The following is a 26,122-nucleotide window of genomic DNA, read 5'->3' on the forward strand; positions in this document are numbered from 1 at the left end:
GGAATGCCATGGATACAGCACAACTGGACTTCGACTTCGCGTGGTTCGGCGCCGACTGGGACGGCGCGACGCTGTCGGTTGCCTCGCTGACGCCACTGCGCGAAATCAACGAGGAATTGCTGCAACTTCTGGCGGGCACGGCGGCTCGGGATGGCACGGCGGCTGACGATGCCCGCGGCGCACTCGTGCAACTCCTGCGCCCGCTCGACGATGCGGCGCGCGAACGTCTCGCGCAGTGGCCCTATGCGCTGGTCGAGGCTGGGTTCCACGACAGTCTGCGCTGGGGCCGGCTGCTCGACGGCGGTGCCGGCGATCTGGCACGGAGCGGCGCCGCGTGGCTCGCGTCCGGCGAGCGCAGCAATCGCTTCGCCCGCATGGTTCTCAACTACGCCTGGCATCTGGCGCGCAGCCGCCCGCTGGCGGCGCGCGTGGTCTTCGGCATGTCGGCCGAATCGGTGCTCAATCTGCGCAGCGTCGGCATCGCGCGCCTGGAGCGCGCGGCTCTCGCCAGCGTCAGTGCACTGCGGCCACGCTGGCCGGGCCGGCTCGATTGGTGGCGCCAGGCCGCCCACGCTGCAGGCAGCGCCGATCCGCAGCTGCTCTCGCGCGCGAAACTGAACGGCCTGCAGATGCTCGCCGGCGACCTCCTCGCGTCGGGTACGGCCGGAATGTTAAGGTAGGCATATCCGTTTTCGATGCGACCGAGGTCCATGCCATGAGAGTTCTGGTCTGTTCAATCCGTTTGACGTTGACTGCCTTCGTCGCGGCGACAGTGCTTCATGTCACGCCGGCCGCGGCCCAGGGCGTCACCGGTTACAAGCAGGGTGAGGGCGGTTCGAAGGTGCAAGGTGCCGCAGGCACGTCCGGCTCGACGGGCGACAGTGGTCTCGAGCACTGTGACAAGCCAATGGGTGCGCTTGCGGTCGTCGAGCCGCAGGATTTCGTCGTGCAATCACTCACACAGTACGGGCTCGGATCGCCTGTCGGGCTGATTCGCCTGATGGTGCAGCAATCAAACTGCTTCCTCGTCGTCGAGCGCGGCGTCGGCATGCAGAATGTGATGCAGGAGCGCGAGCTCGCCGCCTCCGGACAACTGCGCCAGGGCTCGAACATGGGCGGCGGACAGATGGTGACGGCCGATTTCGTGCTCACTCCATCGGTGGTTTTCTCAGAGAGCAATGCCGGCGGCATCGGCGGCCTGCTGGGCGGCGTGCTGAGCCGCAAAGCGCCGCTGATCGGCGCCGTTGCCGGTGGCCTCAAGTTCAAGGAAGCCCAGACCAGCATGCTGGTGGCCGACGCGCGCTCGGGGCTGCAGGTTGCCGCCGCCGAGGGTTCCACCAAGAAGGCCGATCTGCGCCTCGGTGGTTTTCTGGCAGGCAGCGGTGGCGTCGGCGCACTCGGCGGCTATGGCAATACCAATGAGGGCAAGATCATTGCCGCGGCGTTCATGGACAACTACAACAAGATCGTCGGTGTCGTGCGCAACGATCCCTCCCTGCAGCGCGACGTCGGTACCCTGCGGCAGGAAGCCGGCGCCAAGACGGCAGCGGGCGAGGTGTTCAATGATGGCGATGTCGTGATGCCGAAGATCGCCAACGTCAAGCTGCTGGCGCAACCCGCGGATTCGGCCAAGACGCTCGCAACGCTTGGCAAAGGCGATGAACTCGTCGTGATTGGCGCCGAGAAAAACGGCTTCCTGAATGTGCAGGGCGCTGCCGCCGCGGGCTGGGTGAAGAAAATCCTGGTGACCCGTCCCTGAGCGAAGCGCTCACAATCCGTGGTCTGACCAAGACCTACGAGAACGGCGTACAGGCGCTGCGTGGCATCGATCTTGCGGTCGAGAGCGGCGATTTCTTCGCGCTGTTGGGGCCAAACGGTGCGGGCAAGACGACGCTGATCGGCATCATCACTTCGCTGGTGCGCAAGACCAGCGGCCAGGTGCTGGTGTTCGAGCACGATATCGATCGTGAGCTCGGCGCTGCCAAGGCCTGTATCGGAATCGTGCCGCAGGAAATCAACTTCAACCTGTTCGAGACGCCCGCGACCATCGTGGCCAACCAGGCCGGTTTTTATGGCATTGCGCGGCGAGTTGCGCGGGAGCGCACCGAACGATACCTCAAGCAACTCGACCTGTGGGAGAAACGAGATCAGATCGCGCGCGGCCTCTCCGGCGGCATGAAGCGAAGGCTGATGATTGCTCGCGCCCTGGTCAACGAACCGCGGCTGCTGATTCTCGATGAACCAACCGCTGGCGTCGACATCGAGATCCGCCGCCAGATGTGGGCATTTCTGCAGGAGATCAACGCCCGCGGCATCACCATCATCCTCACGACTCACTATCTGGAGGAGGCCGAGTCGCTTTGCCGCAATATCGCCATCATCGACGGCGGCCGCATCGTCGAGAGCGACCGGATGGCAAGCCTGTTGCGCAAGCTCCACACCGAGACCTTCGTTTTCAACCTGCGCGATCCACTGACGACGCTGCCGAAACTCCCCGACTACGAACTGCGCATGATCGACTCGCACAGCCTCGAGGTGGAGGTCACCAAGGAGCAGAATCTCAATGAGCTATTCGCGCGCCTGAGCGAAGCGCGCATCGAAGTGCTGTCGATGCGCAACAAGGTCAATCGGCTCGAGGAGATCTTCATGCGCCTGGTCGATCGCGGCGGCGAGGAGCGCAATGCAGCGCGCCAGGCTGGTACCCGATGAACGAGCTCACCGCAGGGAGCGATTACCTTGCCGGCAGCACCGCACGCCGGCAATGGACGGGATTCGTCACCATCGTGCGCCGGGAGTTTCGCCGCATCATCCGCATCTGGGGCCAGACCATCGTGCCTTCCGCGGTCACCTCGACGTTGTACTTCGTGATATTCGGTGCGCTGATCGGCAGGCGCATCGGCCCAATGGCCGGTATTCCCTACATGCAGTACATCGCGCCGGGCCTGATCATGATGTCTGTCATCACCAATTCCTACGCCAATGTCGTTTCTTCGTTCTTCGGCGCGAAGTTCGGCAAGCACGTCGAGGAGCTACTGGTCTCGCCGTTGCCCGACTGGCTTATCGTGCTCGGCTATGTCGCCGGCGGCATGGTGCGGGGTCTGCTGGTAGGCCTCGTGGTCACAATGGTCTCGCTTTTCTTCACGCACCTCACCGTCGTGCACATAGGCATCATCATCGCGGCCGTGCTGCTCACTTCGGTCGTGTTCTCGCTCGGTGGATTCATCAACGCCGTATTCGCGCGCAATTTCGATCAGGTCAACATGGTGCCGACTTTCGTGCTCACACCGCTCACTTACTTCGGCGGCGTGTTCTATTCGGTGAGCATGCTGCCCGAATGGGCACAGAAGGCGTCCTATCTCAATCCCATCCTGTACATGGTCAATGCCTTCCGGCATGGCTTCCTTGGTGCCTCCGATGTGCCGGTGGTGCCTGCGTTCACCATCATGGCGTTGTTCGCCGTGGCGCTCTACGGCGTGGCCGTGAGACTGATGAGTCGCAGCGGCGGCTTGCGCGAGTAACGCACGTGTGCGGAAGATTTGCCTTTTACTCGCCGCACGAGGCCATCGTGCGGTTGTTCGATGTTGCCGAGGCGCCCGAGATCGAGCCGCGCTACAACATCGCACCGACACAATTCGTGCCCGTGGTTCGGGTCACCCAGGGTGCCGTGCGCAGGCTCGCCGAGCTGTACTGGGGACTGCTGCCGTCCTGGGCGAAGGAAAAGTCCATGGCCGCACGCATGATCAATGCGCGCTCCGAGACCATTGCGGAGAAGCCAGCGTTTCGCGCTGCCATTCGCCGGCGGCGTTGCCTTGTGCTCGCGAGCGGCTACTACGAGTGGCACGCCGTCGCAGGTGGCAAGCAGCCCTATTTCATACGCCGTCGCGATGCCGATCCGATGGCCTTCGCCGGTATCTGGGAGAGTTGGGTGGAGCGCGATGGCGAACCGCCACTTGAGTCCTGTGCGATCGTCACCACCGAGGCGACCGGATCCCTGGCGCAGATCCACCATCGCATGCCGGTGGTGCTGGCGCCCGATGATTGCAATCTGTGGCTGGATCCTGCCGTGGCCGATCCTGCGCGCCTCGCGCCGCTCTATGGCAGGGTCGACGCCGCTGCCCTCGAGAGCTATGCCGTTTCCAAGCGGGTCAACAATGCCCGTAATCAGGGCGCCGACCTGATCGCCCCGGCCGGCGACTGACCGGAACCGGATTCACCCTCCCGCTCGGCCGCGTTGCGGTCGGGCGCCTGGGACTACTTCTGTGTCCAGTTGCCGCCGGCGTCCTGGTAATACCAGCCCGGTTCGGCAAGGCGGGCGATCCAGCGGCTCGCGAAGATCTTGCGAATATCGTCCTGCCACTCGGGATGTCCGTTCGCCTTGGCGATCTCGGCATAGAGCGCATCGCGGTCCTTGTTGTCCTCCGCGATCAGACGCTTGACCTGCGCGCGTTCGGCGATCGGCACGCTGCCGGCGTCACGAATCTCGATCAGGCCGTTGTTGGTGAGGCCAACGACGCCGCTCGCGAAGTAGGGCTTGAGATCGGCGAAGCGCTTCTGCATGGAACTGGTGATGGCCCGAATCTCCGGGCTCGACACATCGAGGCTGGTCTCGCTCTGCGCCTCGGCGGCGGGCACCAGCGCATACAGGAGCCGGCCGGTCATTGCCAGCAGGATGTTCTGTCGCGGTGCCGCAATCGCGCCCTGCGGCGGTGCGTCGCTGCGCGCCGTGTCGGCCGCGCCGCTCTTGACGGCGTCGATGATCTGGTCCGCAGCCTTCTCGGCAGCGGCCGCCGGGAAATACACATTGATGGTCACGCAGGCCGCCAGCAGGAAGCTCGCCAGCATGATCTTGACCGGTAACGCTTTGCGCATGTCTGAACTCCTCAATCAGGAAACCCGTCGCGCAGTCTGCATTCTGCTCGACCGGGGTGAACCGCAACTGAATCTGGCAACCGCCGGTCGATTTTAACAATGTTTGGCGAGTTGCGATGACTTCGCTGTGATGCCGGTCACGACTCCCGCGCCTATTTGATGGTGACGCTGTCACTGTTACGCATCCCTTCGGCTATCTGCGCCACCAGGCGCGGCCAGTCGACGCGCCTTTGCGAGCCGACGATGTCGATGCGCGGGATACCGCTGCCGCGCACGATGTAATAGCCGTCGCCCTCGCTGCGACCGATACCGCCCATCTGGCACACTTCGTCGCGCAGCTTGCAACTGATCCCGAGTGCCGAATAACTGTACTCGTCGAAGAATTGCAGGAAGCCCGACTGCAACGCCTGGATGACGCCGCCGCCTCCGCCGCCGACATTGGCGAGGTTGCCGACGGCCTTGGCACTGATACGGTGGCGGCTGCGGTCGTTGGGCGGGGTGCCGAGCCTGGCATCGAAGGCGATGGGCGACCAGTCGAAAAGCTCGAGTCCCGCAAGTGCACCTTCGAGTCGCCCGGTGATGGCGCCTATGGCAAACGTACTCGTGACCTGCGCCAGGTCCAGATCCTCGAGGCGCACGTCGGCAAAAAGGCGCGGCCAGTTGCCAAGCGGGTCGCGCAGCTTCAACTTGCTTGCGCTCACGCGACCGCCGAAGACCTGCGCGATCACATCGCCGGCGACGGTAAGTTCGCGGTTGCGATAGTCGATGTCGGGAATGGTGCCGCCGAGAGTACCGGCGAATTCGGGCCAGCCGAAGGCGGCGCAGAGTCTCGGCATGCTGATCGGTTCGATTTGTCCATTGAAGCTGATCTGCAGCTCATCGCTACCGAGGTTCGATGCCGCCAGGCGGGCGATGTCCAGCGCGCCGTCGAAGATGGGCAGCCGTGTGGAGCGGGTCAATTCGAAGCCGCTGCCGCGCGCGCGAAAATCGATGCGCGCGGCGGCTCCCGACAGGCCATAGGCGCCGCCGCTCTGCCAGCTGATCCACGACGCGGCAGGTGTCGAGGCAGGATCCGCGAGCCAGTGCACGCTGGCCGCGAGCTGATGCATGAAGAAATGACCCTTGCGATCGTCGATCTCGAGCCTGTCCGTCGCAAGGGACAAGGCAACTGGCCGATCCGCGGCGACCTCGAGAGTTCCGGCGACGTGCCCTGCGGTGTCGAGTCGCCCGAAGTCCGTCGCCGCGAGCGCAAGCTGCAGGTAGCTCGTGTAGGCGGCGGGGAATTGCAGCCTGTCGATGGTCGCGCGGGCATGGAGCACCCAGGGCGGTCCGTTCAGATCGATGTCCGCGCTGCCAACGGCCTCGAGCAGGCCCGATTGTTCGAGCCGCAACTGGCCAAAATCGATCCGCTTGCCGATCAGCGTGCCGGAGGCGGTCAACGCAGATGGATTGGCGTCGAAGTCGAGGAATGCAGCGCTGGTCAGAGCCTGGCCACCGTTGCCGCGCAGCGTGATGTCGAGCCGTGGTCGATCGACAGTGGCGAAATCCAACTGCAACGCCACAGTGCCGCGCAACTTCTCGCCGGCGACGCTGCCGTCTTCATTGCTGAAGGCGAGCCCGGCGAACTCGGCGTCGATCTGCACATCGCGCGGCCCGCTGCTGAGACTTCCCTGCGCCTTCAGCTTGCCGCCCAGACGTCCGTCGTAGTCAAAGCCCGTGGGCGGTTGCACGGCGGCGGGGAGAGCGGGCCGCAGTGCTTTCAGACCGGCATCGTCCAGCTGCGCGCTCGCCCGCCAGTCCCCACGCGCAAGCGCGAGTTCGGCCTGCGCCTGGCCGTCGCCCAAACGCAATTGCGACACGGCCAACCGTCCCGTCGAACTTACGGTTGAGTAACGCAGTTCGAGGCGCGCCTGTTGCCTGCCGAAAGGTCCCGCGGCCATGCGCAATACGCCGCCGCGACAGGCAAGATCATCCTCCGACAAGGAAAGGCGGGCGCAGCGCAGGCGCAGGTCACGTAGTGGCTGCGGCCAGTCGGCGGCGCGCAACTGCAATGCCGCGATCTCCCCGGCCAGCTCGCCGCCGTCGCCGCCTTCGCCAAGATCGATGGTCAGGCGAACGCCTCGCGCTTCATTGCCCGGGACTGCGAGCCGCGACGCCTGGACGGTGATGCGCGTAATGGCCAACGCGCTGGTGCTCGGCAGCAGCAGGGCCATGCCGAGCACTGCCAGCAGCGGTCGGCTCGATCGGGTAGTGAAAAGGCGCGCTGGCATGACAACAAGTCTAGCGCCTGGGCGGAACCGGTTGCCCCGGATACTGTTACATCGACGCCGTGACTGTCGCCGATCGGGCACAGCGCAACATCTGGGTTAGAATTCCGCGCGCAGGAGCACGGTGCTTCTGACAGCGGAGTGGCGGCATGGGTGGCAAGCGGGCACTGATCGTCGATGACTCGAGGTCGGCACGAACCTTTCTCGCGCGGATGCTCGAGAAACACGAGCTCGAAGTGGACAGTGTCGAGTCGGCCGAGCAGGCAATCGACTATCTCGGGCGTCACCATCCCGACGTGATCTTCATGGACCACCTCATGCCCGGCATGGATGGTTTTCAGGCGGTGCAGTCGATCAAGAACAATCCGCGCACCGCGATGATACCGATCATGATGTACACCTCGCAGGAGGGCGAGCTCTACCTCGGTCAGGCGCGAGCGCTCGGTGCGGTCGGCGTGCTGCCGAAGAGCATCAAACCGGCGGATGTGTCACGGGTGCTCTATCAGTTGAAGCTCCTGCCGGATCGGCGCGCAACGATGGAAGCTGCACCCGGCTTCGTCCCCTTCACGCAGGCGCCCGCCGCCAACGAAAGCACGGCGGACACCGGCCGATTCAGTATCGAAACTTCGCAGATCCAGGCCGCACAGTTCGCGTTGAGTCCGGAGCTGCGCGGCATGGTCGAGTCGGTTGTGCGCGAACAGATGACCGACCTGCGACGCTGGATGACCAGCCACCTGGATGAGCAGACAGTCAAACTGGGCGGCGAACTTCGCAGCCAGGTGCGCGAGGTGGCGCTGCAACAGGAACCGCCGCCACCGCGATCGAATGCACCCTGGTGGCTGGCCGCAGCTGCGGTGCTCGCGGCGCTCGCTGCCGGCATCTATGCGTTGCGTGCCAACGAGGTGGCGCATCAGGCGCGACTGCGCATCGCCGAACTCGAGAATACCCTGGCATCGCAACGCGCCGAGTCCGCGACACTGGCTGCGCGCAACCTCGCCGCCGATCGTGATCCCTTGCGAGAGGCGCTGCGTGGGACGGGCGAGATTGCAAGCCAGGGCGCGCGCGTAACACAACTCGTGCCTTATGGCGCCGTGCCGCTCTCCGGCGAACGACTGGAGGGCATACGCACAGTGCTGGGCCGGCTGGCCGAGCAGCAATATCGCGGTGAAGTTCAGATCGCAACCTATCCTGGCCGCTTCTGCCTGACCGGCAATGCGGCCGAAGGCTATTCGCTTGCACCGGAGGAAACACTGGTCAGCGCCTGCGATGTCATCGGCAATCCTTTCCTGGAGGGATTGAGCGCAGGGCAGCGCGAGTCGCTTGCATTCGCCAATACGGTGGGCAGGTTTCGTGGCGCGGCGGAGGGCGCATTGCGTGTCGATGTGATCGCCGGACAGGCGGAGGACATCGCCGTGCCGTACCCGCCTTTGTCAGACAATTTGCTTGCAGGGCAATGGAATCGCGCTGCAGAGGCCAACAATCGCGTCGAAATCCGCCTGCGCTCGCAGGCCGAGGCGGTCGAACCCCCCACCGCTCCGCCCGTTACCCAGACCAGTCCCTGACGCTTGGACGCAAGCGCAGATTTCGAGCCACCCCGGTGGCTGCGCGGTGGCCACGCGCAGTCGATACTGCCGCGCATCGGTATCGCGCGGCGACGCATGCGCGCGCGTGCCGCACCTCTCCTCGGGGCAAGCCGCGAGCGACTGGTCGATTGTGGCGATGGTGTCAGGCTACAGGCATTCGAAGCCCTGCAGTCGCGTTCCGATCCGACCCGGCCTCTTGCCATCTTTCTGCATGGCTGGGAGGGCAGCGCCGATTCTCCCTATGTGCTCTCGAGCGCGCAGGCGCTGTATGCGCAGGGCCTCGATGTGGTGCGCCTGAACCTACGCGATCACGGCGATACGCATCATCTCAACCAGGAACTGTTCCATTCCTGCCGCTTGACCGAAGTCGCCCGCGCCATCGCCTCGCTGCACGTGCCGCGCAGGACGCAGCCGCTCATGCTGGTCGGCTTCTCGCTCGGTGGGAACTTCATGTTGCGGGTTACGGCGGCTGCACCCGGTTTCGACATCGATGTCGCGCAAACGGTGGCGATATCGCCGGTGCTCGATCCGGCCCGCACGCTCATTGCGATGGAAGGCCGATTCAATATCTATCACGCCTACTTCGTGCGCAAGTGGGCGCGCTCATTGCGGCGCAAGCAACAGGCATGGCCAGACGCCTATGACTTCGAGGCGATGCTCGGCAATGCGGACCTTCGCCGCATGACCGAGCAGATGGTATTGCGCCATACCGAATACCAATCCTTGTCGAATTACCTCGACGGCTATGCCCTGACCGGGGCGCGGCTCGCCGCCCTTGCCGCGCCGGCGACGATCATCACCGCGCTGGACGATCCGATCATTCCCGCCGCCGATCTTGCGGCGCTTGCGACCTCCGACCGGCTTGAAATCGTTACCACGCGCTATGGCGGTCACTGCGGATTCTCGCCGGGGTTGGGTCAGCCGAGCTGGGTGGACGAGGTGATTGCGGCACGGATCCCGCGCCCGGCCAGCTCATCGAGCCAGCGCTCGTAACGCGCCCGCAGTGCGGGGTTGTCCCGCGGCGGGTAGTCCGTGGTGGCCGCAGCGACCAGTGTGCTGTCGACGCCTAGCATCTGGCGCAGGCCATGAACCGTCGCTTCGCGTACCGACGGCACGGTCACGGGTCCGCCGAGGAGATCCGCGAGGCGCTGGCACAACCAGCCGGAGCGCGATAGTCCTCCAGTCAACACGACGCGCTGCGGCGCCGGGTTCATGACCCGCATGGCGATGACATTGGCTGCGAGCAGGAAGGCGATGCTTTCGACGACGCCGGCAAAGTGCTGCAGTGGCGAGCCGTCGCCCAGAAATCCTGAGTGCAGATGGCTCGCCCAGAATGGCGAACCGAGTCCCGACACGGCATTGAAATAAGGCACCGGCACGATCGCTGCTGCCGATTCGAGGTCGCGCCACAGACCGGGCTCATCCCGGCCAAGGCCCTTCGCGACGAGTGCGGTCGCGCTACCGGCGCCATTGACGGTGCCTTCGACGCAGAAGTGGGTTCCGAGCCTGCCGCTGCACAGGATGCTCGAGAGCAATCCTGCCAGGTGCACCGGCTCTGCGCCGGTCGCACGCTGCACGAACGCGCCAGTGCCCAGGTTGACGAAAATATCCTCGCTCGAGGGTGGCCCGAAAAGAAATGGCACGGTGGATTGATCCCCGGTCACGAGCCGCAGCCTGGTTGCCGTTGACACGCCGCGAATCTCGCCGAAGTCGGCATCGCTATCGACGCTTTGCGGCAGGCATCGCGCGTCGATGCCAAACAAGGACAGCAGCTCGGACGACCAGTCACGGGTTGCGATGTCCCACAACTGTGTGCGCGAGGCATTCGCCGGGTCCACCCGCGGTGCGCCGCCGCACAGCCCCTGAACGAGGTAACTCGAGAGGGGTCCAAGGACGAGCGTGCCATTCGCTTGCACCGGCCCGAGTGCATCGAGATGCTGAAGGCACCAGCGCATCTTGCTCGCGCCGTAGTGTGCCGTGAGCGGCAGGCCGGTCAGCGCGCGTATCCGACTCTCCTGCGCGCGCAAACCCTCGAGCCAGCGCGCATTGCGCCGGTCCTGCCAGGACAGGACCGGCGAGAGCGGCAGGCCACTGTCGCGATCCCAGGCCACGATGCTGGAGCGCTGGGTGGCAAGTCCGGCGAGGACTTGCTGGCCGGGTGGTGCGCGAACCAGCACGACGTCGATTGCATGGCGCAGCGTCGCGAGCAACTCCCCGGCATCGTGTTCGACACGATCCTCGCCGATGCGTCGCGTTGCCACGGCAACCTCGTGCTGCGCGAGCAGCTCGCCCGTGGCGCTCCACAGGAAAGCCCGGCTTGCATGTCCACCCTGATCGAGTGCCAGCAGGCAGGGCGCCTTCTGCACGGGCGTCGTCACTGTGGCGTGAGGCGCAGTCGATCCGTGCGAGCGATCGCGCGCCGCCTGGGCAGGCTGGTCGCGATACGCTGCATGGCCGAGGCGGCGGTAGCTCGATAGGTCGTGAGTTTGCCGCCGAAGATTCCGAGGACCCGCGGCGAGTGCGGGCGGTCGAGCTCGAAATGCGTCTCGCGGGAACGATGAAAGGCGTGACCTGATCCGCAGGGCAGGACGCGAAGCCCGGCGAAGCTGCCGCCGAGGTCGGCGACACGCAGGTCGCGGTAGCGCGGGAAATAATGAGCCAGCACTTTGACCAGGTAGTGTTTTTCGGCGACGCTCGGTGCGACACGATCGGGCGAGGCGCGATAGCGCAGCTCGGTCGTGCCGACCAGCAGGCGCCCCTGCCAGGGCATGACGAACACCGCGCGTCCATCGCGGGGGCTTTCGACGTAGTAGTAACCGCCGGGGTCTGCGACATCGACCAGCACGTGCGCGCCTTGCACCAGCTCCACCTGCGGCACAGGCACAGCCGGCGCGATGCGCGCCTGAACTTCGCGCGCCCAGGGACCCGCGGCATTGACGAGCACCCGCGCTGCGCACTCGGCCTCGGCGCCGTCATGAAGATAACTGATATTGACACCCTCCTGGTGCAGGTCGGCGCGAATGAACTGCGCGCTGCACAGGATTTCGGCGCCGAGTCCGCTCGCCGAGCGCGCCACGGCGGCCGTGAGTGCGCGATCGTCGGTCTGGGCATCGTGATACCAGAACACGCGCTTGAGGTGTGCGAGCTCGAGGCCGTCGAGCTCATCCCAATGCCTGCGCGCAATCAAGCCGAAATTCGCGCCGCGGCGAAATCCCGCCAGCGCCGCGTACATGGACAAACCCAGCAGCAGTTGCCAGCTGCGTCGACGGGTGCTGCGATAGAGCGGCACGCGAAAACGCACGAGGCGAACCAGTTCGGGCGCGTTACGCAACAGCAACGTGCGTTCATGCAGGCTCTCGCGCACCAATCGCAGCTGGGCGGATTCGAGGTAGCGCAGACCACCGTGGATAAGTTTGCTCGAACGGCTCGAGGTTCCCGCACCGATGGTCGATTTCTCGAGGAGCAGGACGCGATGACCGGCCGCCGCCGCGGCCTGGGCGAGGCCCGCGCCGTGAATTCCGCCGCCGACGACGGCCAGATCGTAGCGGCGGGTCACTCGCCGTCCGGACCGCGGCGAATTTCGCGCGACATCGCCCGCACCCGCATGGTCTCGATGTAATCGGCGCCGCGTCTGGCCAGTTCGACCGCGAGCGAGAGTTCGGCGATCTCGTAAATCACCCATTTCCAGGTGCCGCGCCATAGTGCGGCCGCATCGCCGGGCAGCTTGTGGTGGTCGCAGAACAGGAACTCAGGCCGCAAGGCTTCGCACTTCAACTGCGTGTGCGAGTCGTACTCGCTGAGCACCCACCCGATGCGTACACCGGATTGCTGGCGCGCGCGAAACACGGCCGGCAGGTCGAAGCTGATGAGCACACATTGCGAACGATAAGGGCGGATGACGTCGAGAATGTTGCCAACCACCTGGTCGTGGCCGAAGCGCGCGAGGCTCGCGCGCTTGATCTCGATGAACAGTACCGCCTGCGGATAATTGCCGAGTACCTTGATCATTTCGCTCAGCAACGGGACCTTGAGGCCGGCGAACCGGTCGCCAAAGCGCGCGGTTTCGGCGGCGTCGACCGCCGTGATTTCCGCGGCACTCATCTCGAGTACGCTCTCATTGAGAGCCGCAGTGCGGGTCAGCATGTGATCGTGGATGACGACCGGCACACCATCGCGCGAGATCTGCACGTCGATTTCCGCGAAGCGCAGCCCGAGCTCGAAGGCCGAGATGACACCGGGCAGGGTGTTCTCGGGAAACTCGGCCGCGTTACCTCGATGCGCAACCAGGTGCACGACACGACGCGCTCTCAAAGCAGTCCTCCCAGCCTGTGTTTGCGCTCGTCAGTCGTTGCGCTTCTCGTCGAAGCGCAACGCGCTACTTTGGCCGGTGACGATCACCTGGCCGGCAATCACGGCGCCATTTGCAATGGCGACGCTGCGTGCCTCGACATCGCCTTCGACGCGCGCACTGGCACTCACTTCGAGACGTTCGCGGCAGCGGATGGTGCCGACGACGGCACCCGCGACGATCGCGCTTTCGGCTGCGATATCGCCGTGCCAGCTGGCGCCCGCCGACAGGTTCAGGTTGGCATGAAGTCGGCCATTGCCCCGGACCGATCCGGCCAGCACCAGGGTGCCTTTGCAGACAATGTCGCCGTCGATTTCGGTACCGGCGGCGATGAAGGTGGGCGATTTGCTGAAGCTGTCGCGCAACCGGCGTCGGGGGGTATCGGTCATGCAGGCGCGTTCCTTGGGACTACTGGCGCCGAATAGTAACCTCTCGCGCTACAATTCGGCTCTCGCTTATTGCCGGGGGACGGGACATGGCCAGATTTCGTGCCGCGGACGTCGCGTCGCTACGCGGGCTCGCGGTAATGGCAGCGGCAGCATTGCTCATGCTCGGTGCCTGCAATCGCCTCGACAGCGACTGGCGATCGGCCCAGGCCGCGGACACAGCGGAAGGCTACGAGCAGTTCATATCCCGTCATCCCGACAGCCGCGAAGCCCTGGTGGCCCGGGAGCGGATCCTGCAGCTCGCCGAGCAACTCGATTGGGACAAGGCCGTGCTCGAGGATACGGTGGAGGCCTATACCCGCTTCATGGTGCAGCATCCGGGCAGCCGCTGGAGTGAGGAGGCGCGGGCACGCATACTCAATTACAAACCCGAAGCGGCCGGCGGCGATGCCGCAACGACTCCCGCCGAGGAAGCGGCTGCGGCCGCGGCTGCGGCCGCGACCCCTGCGCCGATTGCCAAGATCAACCCCGTACCGCGGACCGCCGAACCTGCCGTCGCGGCGCCATCGCCTGTGTCCGAAGCGAAAACAAAAACTCTGCCCGGCACGCCGCCGAAGCAGCGCAGCGCTGCGCCACCGCCGGCCAGTGATGGCGCCTATGCCGTGCAATTGGGCGCATACAGCAGCGAAGCTCGCGCCAACCAGGCCTGGCGTGAACTCAGCGAAAGGCATAGTCAATTTCTTCGCGATGCCGTGCCACAGGTTTCACCCGTCGATACATCGAGCGGCAAAATGTTCCGCCTGCGCACCCCGGTGCGCGACGGTGAAACCGCCCGCGACCTTTGCGAGCGACTGCGCAAGGCCGGTACGGCTTGCCTCGTCACGCGCGGCTAGGCCGACTTTGGCTGACGGCGTCAGAATCTGACGCTGGCGGTCAATGCAGGCATATTCCGTCTGCACTAAATCCATAAAAATCAAATAGTTACACTCTGGCATGGGGGTTGCAATGAATACCCTGCCAGGCGCGGCCATCCCCAATCCCCGGATGCCCGGCCGCAACCTGGCAGCCCGATCCAGATGCGAGCAACTTCCCCGGTGTTCGCTTCTTCCCTGCAAGGGGTCCGCAAGGACCCCTTTTTTTGTCCCCTGTGCCCGCTCAGGGACTGACGCCTACAGCCCGGCATGTATCATGCGCGCAGATTCGATTGCAGCGCCGTGGAGACGCCATGCCCGCATCGCCGTTTGCAAGAAGTTGCCTCTATTTTTTCCTGCTCGCGCTGCCAGCCGTTGCCGCCGCCGCGGATGTGAAGGTCGCCGGCCGCGAGCGCATCGAGTCGCGCACCCTCGCGAACGGCATGAAACTGATCGTCTGGCCCGACAACGACATTCCCAATATCGTCATTTACAACTGGGTGCGCGTGGGTAGCCGCAATGAGGCGCCCGGTATCACCGGCCTCGCGCATTTTTTCGAACACATGATGTTCAACGGCACGTCGCGGCGGGCGCCCGGCGAGTTCGATCGCGTCATGGAGGCGAACGGCGGGGCCAACAATGCCTATACGACGGATGACGTGACGGTGTATCAGGACTGGATCCCGCGCGGCACGCTCGAGACGGTCTTCGATCTCGAGTCGGATCGACTGGCGCACCTGTCCTTCGATCCGAAGGTCGTCGAGAGCGAGCGCAATGTCGTCTACTCCGAGCGGCGCCTGCGGGTGGAGGACAACACGACCGGCCAGCTGGCCGAGCAGGTTCAGGCGACGGCATTTGCAGCCCATCCTTACCATTTTCCGACGATCGGGTGGCCATCGGACATCAAGGGTTGGCAGATCGACGATCTGAAGAACTTCTTTCGCACCTATTACGCACCGAACAACTGCACGATGGTGGTGGTCGGGGATGTGTCGGCGGCGCAGGTCTTTGATCTCGCAAACAAGTACTTCGAGCCCATCGCGTCCCAGCCGCCGCCGCAGCCGATACGCACGATCGAGCCCGAGCAACTGGGTGAGAAGCGCGTGACCTTGCAGACTGAGGCGCAGACGCCGCTGCTGCAGTTTGCCTACAAGGCCCCCGCTGCCGGCGATGCACGCGGTCCGGCCCTTGATCTACTGCTTGCGGTCCTGACCGATGGCGATGCCTCGCGCCTGCACCGGGCGCTGGTCGAGCGGAGCAAGGTCGCGATCGATGTCAGCGGCTATTGGCAGGAGGGATTTGATCCCGGCCTGCTGTGGTTCTTCCTCACCCTTCCGTCGGGCGCCGACGTTGCCGCAGCGGAGGCGGCGTTCGATGGCGAACTGTCGAAGGTGGTCAGTGAGGGCGTGAGCGATGAGGAGCTGCGACGCGCCAAGAACATGGCGCTGTCCGGATTCTGGCAAGGCATGGCCACGATCAACGGCAAGGCGCGGCTCCTCGGTCAGTTCGAGGTAATGCACGGCGGTTACGACAAGTTGTTCGCGGCGCCCGCCGACTACGAGCGCGTGACAGCGGCGCAGTTGCGCGAACTGGCCGCAGAGCTGTTCGATGCGCGGCGGCGAACCGTAGGGGTATTGCAGGCCACTCAGGCACAAAAGGAGCCGACATGAAATTGCTGGCTCGACTGGCATGGGTGTTGGCATGTGCCGTGCCTTTGCATGTGGTGGATGCCGCGACGCGGGTTGGCGTCGAAGTGCCGAAGCACAGCCGCAGCGTGCTCGCCAACGGCATGACCTTGATCGTCGTACCGCAGCCCGAGGTACCCCTGCTTGCCTTCAATCTGGTCATCAAGGGCGGTGGCCGGCTCGATGTGCCGCAGCGCGCCGGCGTTGCATCGCTTACGGCTGGCCTGCTGGAGAAGGGCGCCGGGGCTCGCGATGCGTTCGCATTTGCCGATGCGGTGGCGGCCGTGGGCGGCAGTTTCAATGCCGGAGCGGCCGATGAAGCCATCGCCGTCAGCGGCCAATTCCTCTCGCGCGATCGCGAACTGTTGCTCGAGCTGCTCGCCGATGTCGCGCAACGGGCGCGACTCGATGAGGGTGAATTCTCGAAGCTGCGGGATCGCGACATCGAATTCATCCGCGCCGCCAAGGACAGCGATCCGTCCGGCCTGATCGGCACCTATGGTCGGGCAATGCTCTACGGCAATCACCCTTACGGACTGCCGACGGACGGCAGCGAGGCGAGCCTCGCGCGCATCCGTGTCGATGATGTGCGTGCCTTTTACCGCGACAATGTCAGCGCCGATCGCGCCACACTGGTGCTTGCCGGCGATGTCGATCCCAAATGGGCGCAACGCGCGGTGCGCAAAGCCTTCGCTGGCTGGCAGCGCGCAAAGAACCCGCTGCCGGCGCTTGCAGCTGCGGCGCCGCTCGCCGAGCGGCGCGTCCTGCTGATCGATTCGCCGGGTTCCGCACAGACGTATTTCTGGCTTGGCAATGTCGGCGTCGATCGCTACTTCGATGCCCGGGCGGCGCTCGATATCGTCAACACGCTCTACGGCGGACGCTTCACCTCGATCCTGAACAGCGAACTGCGCATCAAGTCGGGTTTGAGCTATGGCGCGTCATCGCGTTTCAGCCGTGGCCGCGTCGCGGGTCCGTTTGCAATCGCCTCGTTCACGCAGACCGACACGACCGTGCAGGCCATCGACCTGGCGCTCGCCACCCTCGGACGGCTGCACGATGACGCCGTCGATGCCGAAATGATCGACTCGGCGCGGGCGTACGTGCTCGGGCAATACCCTTTGCGTCTCGAGACTGCGGGCCACTGGGCGGGTGCGCTCGCCGAGCTCGATCTATACGGCCTTGGAACGGAATACATCGAAGGGTATGGCGCCGCGCTCAATGCAGTGACTACCGAGGATGCGCGCCGCGTGATCGAGCGCGCGTTCCCGACGCCTGATCATCTGCAGCTGGTACTGATAGGCGATGCCAGCAGGATTCGCGAGGGGATAGCCAAGTACGGGCCGGTCACCGAGATGCCGCTCGCAGCCACGGAATTCCATCCCGGACCATGAAGGCGTCCGCATGTCGCAGTCATCGTCATTGCGGGCGATCCTCTACGCATTCCTCGCCAATCTCGGCATAGCGTTCGCAAAGCTCGCTGCGGCGCTCTACACCGGCTCGGGGAGCATGCTCGCCGAAGCGATCCACTCCTTTGCAGACAGCGGCAATCAGGTGCTGTTGTGGATCGGACTGCGCCAGTCGCAACGGCCCGCTGACGCACGCCATCCGCTCGGCTACGGCAAGCTGTCCTATTTCTGGAGTTTCATCGTTGCGCTGATGCTCTTCAGCGTCGGCGGATTGTTCTCGATCTACGAAGGGTGGAACAAGCTGCATGCGGGCGAGCCGTTGTCCCGGCCCTGGGTCGCGCTGGCCGTGCTTGCCGTTTCGATACTGCTCGAGACTTTCTCGCTCCTCGGCTGCCTGCGCGAGATCGGCAAATTGCGTGGCGGCCGCAGCCTTCGTAACTGGCTTCGCGGAACACGCAATGCAGAGCTGGTGGTCGTGCTTGGCGAGGACGTCGCCGCGCTGATCGGGCTCGTGCTCGCGATGGGCTTCGTGGCGCTCGCCAGCATCACCGGCGAGTCACGCTACGATGCGATCGGGTCCATATTGATCGGCATCGTCCTGGTGCTGGTATCGATCTTCGTCGCGCTGCGGATGAAGAGCCTGATCGTCGGCACGTCGGCGAGCGAGGATTTTCGCGCTGCACTCGATTCCGCGCTGGCAAGTGATTCGAACATCGACGCCGTATTGAATGCGATCACGTTGCAATTCGGCCCCAAGATCATGCTCGCGGCCAAGATCCGCCTGCGTCCGGGTTTGAGCGCGGACGAGGCCGTGGTGGCCATCAATGCGCTCGAGCGCGAGCTCAAGGCGCACTTGCCTGAACTCGGCTGGTGTTTCATCGAACCGGATGTGACCGACGACTGAGTGCGTCGCGGCTCGAGGCCGGAACCGCGTCCAGGGCGGCGCAGTTATTGCCCGAAACGCGGCGCGCTGTCTGCCAGATAGCGTAATTCCTCGTCGCTCGATGGCCGACCCAATGCGGCGTTGCGGTGCGGGAAACGACCGAAACGCGCGACGATGCTGCGATGCAGATCGGCGTAGTTGAGGACATCGACGAATACGGGCTTCAACGCCATGGGCGCCTCGGCGACCAGGCGCCGGAATGCGGCGAGTGATTCGTCGTGGATCTCCAGCGACTCCGCATGTTGCAATGGCATGTAGAAGAACAAGCGCTCCGGGGCCGTGAGCGCGGCATCGGCGCCGAGCTGCATGCCCTCCAGCGTAAGTCGCAGCGCAGCCTCGTCCCCGGCGAAAGCCTCGGCCTTGCCGCGGTGAATACTGCGCGGGAACTGATCGAGCAGGATGATCAGCGCCAGGCGCCGGCGCGGACTCGCGGCCCATTGCGCGAGCTCGCCCGCCATGGCCTGCCGGACCAGATCGCCGAAGCGCAGCTCGATCTGCTGGTCGCGCATCGCGATGACTTCCGGCGACGCCTGGCCGCCGAACCAGAAGCCCATCCTGGCATTGAGTGCGTCCTCGGTGCCGATCGCGGCCGGACCGAACCAGTAATCGAGCACCTGGCGCGCACGATCGCTCATGCGGATCGCTCCTCGGGCAGTGGGATGAATTCCACCTCATCGCCCGGCACCGTGGGAAAGTCACGATTGCGCCAGCGCTCACCGGCCCGATCGATGCGCTCACGATTGCTCGCGACGAAATTCCACCAGATGTGCCGGGGCACCCCGAAGCGCTGTCCGCCGAGCAGCACCAGCAGGCAGTCGCGCGTGGCACGCAGCACGCACTCGCCGCTGCGGAGCAATGCCATCTCGCCGGCGGCGAGCGCGTTGCCGTCGATGTCGAGTTCACCGCTCAGGAGGTAAACAGCGCGCTCCTCGTGCTCCTCTGGAACGGCGATGCCAGATCCCGCGGGCATGAGCACATCCACATAGAGAGTTGGCTGGTGAACCTTGACGGGCGAGCGCCGCCCGAAGGCATCGCCTGCAAGTACCCGCAGGCGCGCGCCTGCGACGTCCAATTGCGGCAGGTCGCTCGCCGGATAGTGAAAAAACTCGGCAGCGTCGTCTTCGTGTGCATCCGGCAGCGCGAGCCAGCATTGCAGACCGTGCAGGGCGAAACTCCGGCCACGCAACGACGCTGGCGTGCGCTCGGAGTGCACGATGCCGCCGCCGGCGATCATCCAGTTGATGTCGCCGGGACGGATTTCCTCCGCACAGCCGAGGCTGTCACGGTGCATGATGGCGCCCTCGTACAGATAGGTCACGGTGGCGAGACCGATATGCGGGTGTGGGCGCACGTCCATGGCAACGTCCGGCGCAAGCGTTGCCGGGCCGAAGTGGTCGAAGAAAATGAAGGGGCCTACCATGCGCTGCTGAGGCGCCGGCAGCATGCGCCGGACCGCGAACCCACCGAGATCATGGCTCTTGCCGCGCAGAATCTGCATTGTCTGGCCTCCACCTGCCGGCCTGTCCGCCTGCCAGTCTGCCACAGCCGCGGGCCGCGCACCGAGACCGGTCGGCTGGCGCGGCGCGTTACAGCTAAACTGTACTCATGCGGCCTGCGGCCGCTCGTCGAATGCGGGGAGATCGTCCATGCGCAGACCCTTGGTGGGACTTGGCTCGCTTGTCACGCTGCTCGGCATCGCCGGTATCGCGATGGCACAGGCGAACAAGGTGCCTGCAGAACTCGAATCCTGGCGCGGCTGGGTGCTGAAGGGCGAGGAATTCCGCGTTTGCCCGGCGCTCCTCGGACAGGATATGGCCAGCGCGGATGCACATCGCTGCGCCTGGCCCGGTGCGCTCGATCTCGCTGTCGATGCCCACAGCGGCCGCTTCGAGCAGCAATGGCAGGTCTACAGCGATTCCTGGATCATCCTGCCCGGCAGCGCCGAGCATTGGCCGCGCGCAGTGACCGTCAATGGCTCGCCGGCTGCGGTCGTCGAACATGATTCGCTGCCGCAATTGCGGCTCGTGCCCGGGACCTACCGTGTCAGCGGCCGTTTCGAATGGACCAATCGCCCGCCCGTACTGGCGGTATCGCCGCAGACGGCGATCGTCCGGCTCCTCGTCGATGGTGATTTGATCGCACAGCCGGAGCGGCCAAACGGTGCCTTGCGACTTGGCAACCCCAGCATTGCCGCGACCGAGAAGGATCGTCTCGAGGTACAGGTGTACCGCCTGTTGCAGGATGAGAACCCGGCGCTGCTGACAACCGAGCTGCGCTTGTTCGTCACCGGTGATGCGCGCGAGGTCGTGCTGGGCCCCGCTCTGCCCGAAGGCTATGCGGGCATCAGCCTGGCGAGTCCGCTCGCCGCACGCCTCGAAGCTGACGGTCGCCTGCGTGTGCAGTTGCGCCCGGGACGTTGGATCGTAAGCCTCATCGCCCGCGGCCAGGACGTAGCGAGCGCCCTCACCATGCCGACGACCGCCAAAGGCGCATGGCCGACAGAGGAAATCTGGAGCTTCGCGGGCAATGATCGCTTGCGTGTCGCCGTTGCCGAAGGCGCGGCTTCGATCGACGCAGCCCAGGCGAACGTCGGTGAGGCATGGCGTGGTTATCCGGCGTTTCGTCTCGCGAGCGGCGAGACCCTGAAGATCGCCGAGCGCAGCCGCGGCCTGACCGATGCCGACGAAAACCAACTGCAACTGACTCGCCGCCTGTGGTTGTCCTTCGACCACAGCCACTATGTCGCACGCGATGAAATCAGCGGCAGCATGCGCCGTGACTGGCGCCTCGACATGGTGGCGCCATTCACCCTCGAGAATGCAACCAGCGGCGGCGATACGCTGCTCATCACCCGCTCGCCGGGAAACGATGAACGCACTGGCGTTGAGTTGCGTGCGCCCACGCTGCAGCTGGCGACCGTCGCGCAAGCCGATGGTGGTGCGGGTGCATTGCCCGCGACAGGTTGGGCGCATCGTTTCGATGCCGTGCGGGGCACGCTGATCCTGCCGGTTGGCCATCGGCTGATCGCCGCCCTCGGTCCGGACGAGGTCCCCGATGCCTGGCTCAACCGCTGGGGCCTGTGGAATGTCTTCGGCGTCTGCCTGGTCGCCGCCTTTGCCTGGCGAATCGCCGGGCGCAGCGCCGGGCTCCTCGCGCTCGGCGCACTGGCACTCAGCTACCAGGACGCACCGATGTATGTGTGGCTGTGGGTCAATCTGCTGATCGCCGTGGGGCTCGCCGCCGTGGTGCCGGAGGGCGGATTGCGCCGTTTCGTGCAACGCTACTGTGTGCTGAGTTTCGCGATACTCGGCATCGCCCTGATTCCGTTGATCTTCGGCCAGCTTCGTCTCGCCGTGCACCCACAATTGGAGATCTGGGCGCCGGGCTATGCGATGGCGGGCAAAGCCGAGCCGTGGGCGGATGCAGCCGCCGAAGCCATGCCCGAGACGATGGAGCAGGTCGTCGTGACCGGGGCCCGGCGCGAAGTGGCCGCGCCTCCGCCCGCAAGCGCAAGGCTCGGCGGAGAGTACAAATCCGTGTTGCAGCGCTACGCCTCCGGGACCGTGCTGCAAGCCGGGCGCGGACTGCCCGCCTGGCAGTACCGCGCCTACGACTACGCGTGGTCAGGGCCCGTGGAGGCCACGGAAACCGTCAACTTCCTTTATATCGGCAAGGTGGGCCTCGCATTGTGGCGCGTCACCGCTTGCGTGCTTCTGGCCGCGCTGTTCTCCGCCCTGTTGCGCGCAAGCCAGCTGGGCCTGCCACGGGCGCCGACAAGTGCGGCGGCGCTCGTCACATTGTTCGTGCTCGCGAGCGCGGGCATGTCCCTGCTGCCCGCGCCCGTACTCGCAGCGAGCACACCGGATGCAGCGCTGCTGCAGGAGCTCAAGCAGCGCCTGACCGAGGCGCCGCTCTGTGCGCCCGATTGCGCCGATGTGCCCGAGGCGCGTATCGCCGCCAGCGGCAATCAACTCGAAGTGACGCTGACCGTGACAGCGCTCGCGGATGTCGCGGTGCCGGTGCCGCAATCACCACCGCGATGGCAGCTCGAGCGCATCACGCTGGATGGCACGCCGGTCGCTGCGCTTCGCGAACGCAACGGCGCGCTTTATGTTGCCGTGCCGAAGGGTGTGCACAGCCTGCGCATGGCGGGAAGGATCGCGGCGGTCGATTCATTGCAACTCGCGTTCCAGAGGCCACCGCGCGCCGTCGTTGCAACGGGCGATGGCTGGGACTTTGCCGGAATGGCCGACGGTCGGCTGGTCGGCGGCACGCTCGAGGTCATTCGCAGTCGCAAGAGCACCGCGGAAAGCTTTACCGAAAGCACCGGCGGCGTTTTTCCGACCTTCGTGCGCGTCGAGCGGCGCATCGATTTCGACCTCAACTGGAGTGTCACGACCACGGTCACACGCGTCGCGCCCGCTCAGGATGGATTCAATATCGATGTGCCCCTGTTGCCGGGCGAGGCCGTACTGAGCGAGTCGCTGCGCGTGGATGCCGCAGGTGTCGCGCATGTCGGGTTCGGACCCGGCCAGTCGCAGGTCGGCTGGCGCTCATCGCTCCCGCGCAGCACCGGCGTCACACTTTCGATGCAGGCGAACTCGGAGCGCAGCGAAGTATGGGTCGTGCAGGCCAATCCCGAGTGGCGCCTCAGGTTCTCGGGCCTGCCCGCCGTGCTGCCCGAGAACACGGACGCACCCAACTGGACATTCGAGTTCCATCCGCGCGCTGGGGAGAAACTCGAAATCGATATCGCGAGGCCTGTCGCAGCCCCGGGCCCGACGCTCGCTATCGATCGGGTCAATCATGAGGTTGCGATCGGCCATCGCAGCGTCGATGCGGAACTGACATTGTCCTATCGCAGTACACAGGGCGGTCGACACAACCTGTCGATGCCGCCGGAGGCGAGGTTGCGCACGCTGATCGTGGACGGCCAGGCACAACAGCTGCGACCCGAGAACGGTGAGCTGAGCCTGAACTTGCTGCCCGGCGCACATCAGGTGAGCCTCGCCTATACGCTCACGAGCAGCGCCGGAGTCGTCGGTCGCCCGCCCGCGATCGACCTGCACGCCGCCGCCAGCAACGTGACTACGAACATGACGCTGCCGGAGCGGCGTTGGCCCCTGCTGGCATTTGGAGCGGGTGTCGGCCCGGCGCTACTTTACTGGAGCGAACTCGTGGTTTTCGTGCTGGTTGCGATCGCGTTGGGGCGCTGGCGCGCATCGCCGCTGCGTACCCACGAGTGGTTGCTGCTCGGACTCGGCCTGTCGACCTTGTCCTGGTACGTATTCGCATTGATGCTCATCTGGTTCGTCGCGCTCGCCTGGCGCCGAGAGCGCGGCGGCGCCGTGCAGGGTCCGTGGTTCAACCTGGTGCAGATATTGCTTGGTGTGCTGACCGCGGTGGCTCTGCTGAGCCTCGCCTTCGCCGGTATACGCTACGGTCTCCTCGCGAGTCCCGACATGGGTGTGGCGGGGCCCGGGTCGGGAGGCAATCGCTTCAGCTGGTTCGTCGACGAAACCGCCGGCGCGTTGCCGACGCCGCGCGTATTCAGCGTGCCGCTGTGGATCTACCGCGTGCTGATGTTCGCCTGGGCATCCTGGATCGTCTGGGCCGGCACGCGCTGGCTGCGCTGGGCGTGGAGCGCTTTCAGCAGTGGCGGATATTGGCGGGCGTCGGTCATCGCGAAACCCGAAGGCCGAAGCTGAGGCGCTGCCAACGCATGCGCCTTGAACTATCATGGGTGTCACTATGAAAACGCGCGCCGCCGTGGCTTTCGAGCCAAAGAAAAAACTTGAAATCGTCGAGCTCGATCTTGCCGGGCCCAAAGCCGGTGAGGTGATGGTCGAGATCAAGGCGACCGGTATCTGTCATACCGACGCCTATACGCTCGACGGCCTCGACAGCGAGGGCCTGTTCCCATGCGTCCTGGGTCACGAAGGTGCCGGCGTGGTCGTTGAGATCGGCAGCGGCGTTACCTCGGTCAAGCCGGGCGATCACGTCATTCCTCTCTATACGCCGGAGTGCCGCCAGTGCAAGTCCTGCCTGTCCGGCAAGACGAATCTGTGCACCGCCATACGCGCCACCCAGGGCAAGGGCGTGATGCCCGATGGCAGCTCGCGGTTCTCCTACAAGGGCAAGCCGATCTACCACTACATGGGTTGCTCGACTTTCTCGAATTACACCGTGCTGCCCGAGATTGCGATCGCGAGGATACGCGAGGACGCGCCGTTCAAATCGGCCTGCTACATCGGCTGCGGCGTCACCACCGGCGTCGGCGCAGTGGTCAAGACCGCCAAGGTCGAACCCGGCGCCAACTGTGTCGTGTTCGGCCTGGGAGGCATCGGGCTGAATGTGATCCAGGGCGCGCGCCTGGTTGGCGCAAACCGCATCATCGGTGTCGACATCAACGATGCCAAGGAAGAATGGGGCCGCAAGTTCGGCATGACGCATTTCGTCAATCCGCGCAAAGTCGACGGCGACCTGGTGCAGCACCTCGTCGGATTGACCGATGGCGGCGCGGACTACAGTTTCGATTGCACGGGCAACACGACCGTGATGCGCCAGGCGCTCGAATGCTGTCATCGCGGCTGGGGCGTATCGGTGATTATCGGGGTTGCCGAGGCCGGCAAGGAAATCGCCACCCGGCCATTCCAGCTGGTCACCGGCCGCGTCTGGAAAGGCACGGCCTTCGGTGGTGCGCGCGGCCGCACCGACGTGCCGCGCATCGTCGACTGGTACATGGACGGCAGGATCGCCATCGATCCCATGATCACACACGTGCTGCCGCTCGAGCGCATCAACGATGCCTTCGATCTCATGCACGAAGGCAAGTCGATCCGCTCCGTGGTGATGTACTGATTCGGCAATGAATTTCGAAACGATCAGCGAGCACCGCTGCTTCGGCGGCACCCAGGGTTTTTATCGACACGGCAGTCGCGAGACATCGACCACCATGCGCTTTGCGGTGTTTTCGCCGCCGCAGGCGGCCGCCGGCCCGGTGCCCGTGTTGTGGTTCCTCGCGGGCCTCACCTGCACCGAAGAGAATTTCACCGTGAAGGCCGGTGCCCAGCGCGTCGCGGCGGAACTCGGCTTTATGCTGGTCGCGCCCGATACCAGCCCGCGCGGTCCCGACGTGCCGGACGATGCCGAGAAGGCCTATGACTTCGGACTCGGCGCCGGTTTTTACCTTGATGCGACCGAACTGCCCTGGTCGAACAATTACCGGATGTACTCCTACATCACCGCGGAGCTGCCTGCGGTGATCGCGGCGAAATTTCCAGCCGACATGTCACGCCAGTGTATCAGTGGTCATTCCATGGGCGGGCACGGCGCACTGACCATCGCGCTCAGGAATCCGGAACGCTTTCGCTCGGTCTCTGCTTTCGCGCCCATCGTTGCGCCCATGGAAGTGCCCTGGGGCCGCAGGGCACTGGCGAACTATCTCGGGCCGGATCAGAAAACCTGGCGCAAGTACGACGCCTGCGCGCTGATCACGGATGGCCACCGCGTCCCCGAATTGCTGGTCGATCAAGGTTTGTCCGACCCTTACCTCGAGGAGCAGCTGCGACCGAAGTTGCTCGCGGAGGTGTGTGCGGCGAAGGGTATCGCGCTCGAGATGCGCATGCAGTCAGGCTACGACCACGGCTATTTCTTCGTCGGCAGCTTCATCGAAGAACACCTGCGCTGGCATCACGCGCGCCTCGCGGCCGGCGGCTGAC

The 26,122-nt window shown here is 65.0% G+C and carries 22 protein-coding genes; 14 read left to right on the forward strand and 8 right to left on the reverse strand.

Annotated elements, in window-relative coordinates:
• Nucleotides 1–8 precede the first annotated feature (8 nt).
• The 5 genes from R3E77_01950 to R3E77_01970 are packed head-to-tail and all read left to right on the forward strand — an operon-like array spanning nucleotide 9 to nucleotide 4,198.
• A complete protein-coding gene (locus R3E77_01950) occupies nucleotides 9–680 on the forward strand; it encodes a hypothetical protein (GenBank protein ID MEZ5498172.1) in 672 nt (223 codons plus the stop codon).
• Between the two features lie 35 nt (nucleotides 681–715).
• The gene (locus R3E77_01955) at nucleotides 716–1,759 is read left to right on the forward strand and encodes a CsgG/HfaB family protein (protein MEZ5498173.1); all 1,044 of its coding nucleotides are present in this window, start codon (nucleotides 716–718) and stop codon (nucleotides 1,757–1,759) included.
• 23 nt (nucleotides 1,760–1,782) lie between these two features.
• On the forward strand, nucleotides 1,783–2,709 hold the full coding sequence (locus R3E77_01960; GenBank protein MEZ5498174.1) for an ABC transporter ATP-binding protein: 927 nt from the start codon (nucleotides 1,783–1,785) through the stop codon (nucleotides 2,707–2,709).
• A complete protein-coding gene (locus R3E77_01965) occupies nucleotides 2,706–3,518 on the forward strand; it encodes an ABC transporter permease (protein MEZ5498175.1) in 813 nt (270 codons plus the stop codon). Before R3E77_01960 ends, R3E77_01965 begins: the two co-directional genes overlap by 4 nt.
• Before the next feature lie 5 nt (nucleotides 3,519–3,523).
• Nucleotides 3,524–4,198, forward strand: a complete 675-nt coding sequence (locus R3E77_01970; protein ID MEZ5498176.1) for an SOS response-associated peptidase — start codon at nucleotides 3,524–3,526, stop codon at nucleotides 4,196–4,198.
• 53 nt (nucleotides 4,199–4,251) lie between these two features.
• Here the strand turns inward: R3E77_01970 and R3E77_01975 are convergent, their stop codons facing one another.
• Together R3E77_01975 and R3E77_01980 are read right to left on the reverse strand one after the other, a co-directional pair.
• Nucleotides 4,252–4,869: a YdbL family protein gene (locus R3E77_01975; protein ID MEZ5498177.1), complete on the reverse strand. Its 618-nt coding sequence runs from the start codon at nucleotides 4,867–4,869 to the stop codon at nucleotides 4,252–4,254.
• A 152-nt stretch (nucleotides 4,870–5,021) separates the two neighbouring features.
• Nucleotides 5,022–7,139: a hypothetical protein gene (locus tag R3E77_01980; GenBank protein MEZ5498178.1), complete on the reverse strand. Its 2,118-nt coding sequence runs from the start codon at nucleotides 7,137–7,139 to the stop codon at nucleotides 5,022–5,024.
• A 146-nt stretch (nucleotides 7,140–7,285) separates the two neighbouring features.
• On the opposite strand from R3E77_01980, the gene R3E77_01985 reads away from it, so the two are divergent.
• Nucleotides 7,286–8,698: a response regulator gene (locus R3E77_01985; protein MEZ5498179.1), complete on the forward strand. Its 1,413-nt coding sequence runs from the start codon at nucleotides 7,286–7,288 to the stop codon at nucleotides 8,696–8,698.
• 3 nt (nucleotides 8,699–8,701) lie between these two features.
• Nucleotides 8,702–9,712 carry an alpha/beta fold hydrolase gene (locus tag R3E77_01990; protein ID MEZ5498180.1) on the forward strand — a complete coding sequence of 337 codons (1,011 nt, stop codon included), beginning with the start codon at nucleotides 8,702–8,704 and terminating at the stop codon, nucleotides 9,710–9,712.
• Here R3E77_01990 and R3E77_01995 read toward each other — a convergent pair.
• From R3E77_01995 to R3E77_02010, 4 genes are read right to left on the reverse strand one after another with little or no spacing between them, the layout of a single operon-like run.
• Nucleotides 9,637–11,085, reverse strand: coding sequence for an FGGY family carbohydrate kinase (locus R3E77_01995; protein MEZ5498181.1), 1,449 nt, complete (start codon nucleotides 11,083–11,085; stop codon nucleotides 9,637–9,639). The genes R3E77_01990 and R3E77_01995 overlap by 76 nt on opposite strands.
• Before the next feature lie 8 nt (nucleotides 11,086–11,093).
• A complete protein-coding gene (locus R3E77_02000) occupies nucleotides 11,094–12,275 on the reverse strand; it encodes an FAD-dependent oxidoreductase (GenBank protein MEZ5498182.1) in 1,182 nt (393 codons plus the stop codon).
• Complete coding sequence (locus R3E77_02005; protein MEZ5498183.1) at nucleotides 12,272–13,030, reverse strand: glycerophosphodiester phosphodiesterase family protein; 759 nt, start codon at nucleotides 13,028–13,030, stop codon at nucleotides 12,272–12,274. The genes R3E77_02000 and R3E77_02005 overlap by 4 nt, the downstream gene beginning before the upstream one ends.
• 30 nt (nucleotides 13,031–13,060) lie before the next feature.
• The gene (locus R3E77_02010) at nucleotides 13,061–13,456 is read right to left on the reverse strand and encodes a polymer-forming cytoskeletal protein (protein MEZ5498184.1); all 396 of its coding nucleotides are present in this window, start codon (nucleotides 13,454–13,456) and stop codon (nucleotides 13,061–13,063) included.
• Nucleotides 13,457–13,542: 86 nt separating this feature from the next.
• Between R3E77_02010 and R3E77_02015 the strand changes: the two genes are divergently transcribed.
• The 4 genes from R3E77_02015 (at nucleotide 13,543) to R3E77_02030 (ending at nucleotide 18,362) form a co-directional block, all read left to right on the forward strand.
• Nucleotides 13,543–14,346 carry an SPOR domain-containing protein gene (locus tag R3E77_02015; GenBank protein MEZ5498185.1) on the forward strand — a complete coding sequence of 268 codons (804 nt, stop codon included), beginning with the start codon at nucleotides 13,543–13,545 and terminating at the stop codon, nucleotides 14,344–14,346.
• A 332-nt stretch (nucleotides 14,347–14,678) separates the two neighbouring features.
• The gene (locus R3E77_02020; GenBank protein MEZ5498186.1) at nucleotides 14,679–16,034 is read left to right on the forward strand and encodes a pitrilysin family protein; all 1,356 of its coding nucleotides are present in this window, start codon (nucleotides 14,679–14,681) and stop codon (nucleotides 16,032–16,034) included.
• Nucleotides 16,031–17,443, forward strand: coding sequence for a pitrilysin family protein (locus R3E77_02025; protein ID MEZ5498187.1), 1,413 nt, complete (start codon nucleotides 16,031–16,033; stop codon nucleotides 17,441–17,443). The genes R3E77_02020 and R3E77_02025 overlap by 4 nt, the downstream gene beginning before the upstream one ends.
• A gap of 10 nt (nucleotides 17,444–17,453) precedes the next feature.
• A complete protein-coding gene (locus R3E77_02030) occupies nucleotides 17,454–18,362 on the forward strand; it encodes a cation diffusion facilitator family transporter (protein ID MEZ5498188.1) in 909 nt (302 codons plus the stop codon).
• Between the two features lie 44 nt (nucleotides 18,363–18,406).
• Here R3E77_02030 and R3E77_02035 read toward each other — a convergent pair whose 3' ends face one another.
• Both R3E77_02035 and R3E77_02040 read right to left on the reverse strand, forming a co-directional pair.
• The gene (locus tag R3E77_02035; GenBank protein MEZ5498189.1) at nucleotides 18,407–19,036 is read right to left on the reverse strand and encodes a DUF924 family protein; all 630 of its coding nucleotides are present in this window, start codon (nucleotides 19,034–19,036) and stop codon (nucleotides 18,407–18,409) included.
• Nucleotides 19,033–19,899 (reverse strand): pirin family protein, encoded by an 867-nt coding sequence (locus R3E77_02040; protein MEZ5498190.1) that lies wholly within the window; start codon nucleotides 19,897–19,899, stop codon nucleotides 19,033–19,035. Before R3E77_02040 ends, R3E77_02035 begins: the two co-directional genes overlap by 4 nt.
• A 148-nt stretch (nucleotides 19,900–20,047) precedes the next feature.
• Between R3E77_02040 and R3E77_02045 the strand changes: the two genes are divergently transcribed.
• The 3 genes from R3E77_02045 to fghA are packed head-to-tail and all read left to right on the forward strand — an operon-like array spanning nucleotide 20,048 to nucleotide 26,121.
• Nucleotides 20,048–24,109: a hypothetical protein gene (locus R3E77_02045; GenBank protein ID MEZ5498191.1), complete on the forward strand. Its 4,062-nt coding sequence runs from the start codon at nucleotides 20,048–20,050 to the stop codon at nucleotides 24,107–24,109.
• Between the two features lie 43 nt (nucleotides 24,110–24,152).
• Nucleotides 24,153–25,262: an S-(hydroxymethyl)glutathione dehydrogenase/class III alcohol dehydrogenase gene (locus tag R3E77_02050; protein MEZ5498192.1), complete on the forward strand. Its 1,110-nt coding sequence runs from the start codon at nucleotides 24,153–24,155 to the stop codon at nucleotides 25,260–25,262.
• A 7-nt stretch (nucleotides 25,263–25,269) separates the two neighbouring features.
• Nucleotides 25,270–26,121 carry an S-formylglutathione hydrolase gene (fghA, locus tag R3E77_02055; protein ID MEZ5498193.1) on the forward strand — a complete coding sequence of 284 codons (852 nt, stop codon included), beginning with the start codon at nucleotides 25,270–25,272 and terminating at the stop codon, nucleotides 26,119–26,121.
• Nucleotide 26,122: the final 1 nt, after the last annotated feature.

The organism is Steroidobacteraceae bacterium (assembly GCA_041395505.1).
Taxonomy (GTDB): Bacteria; Pseudomonadota; Gammaproteobacteria; order Steroidobacterales; family Steroidobacteraceae; genus JAWLAG01.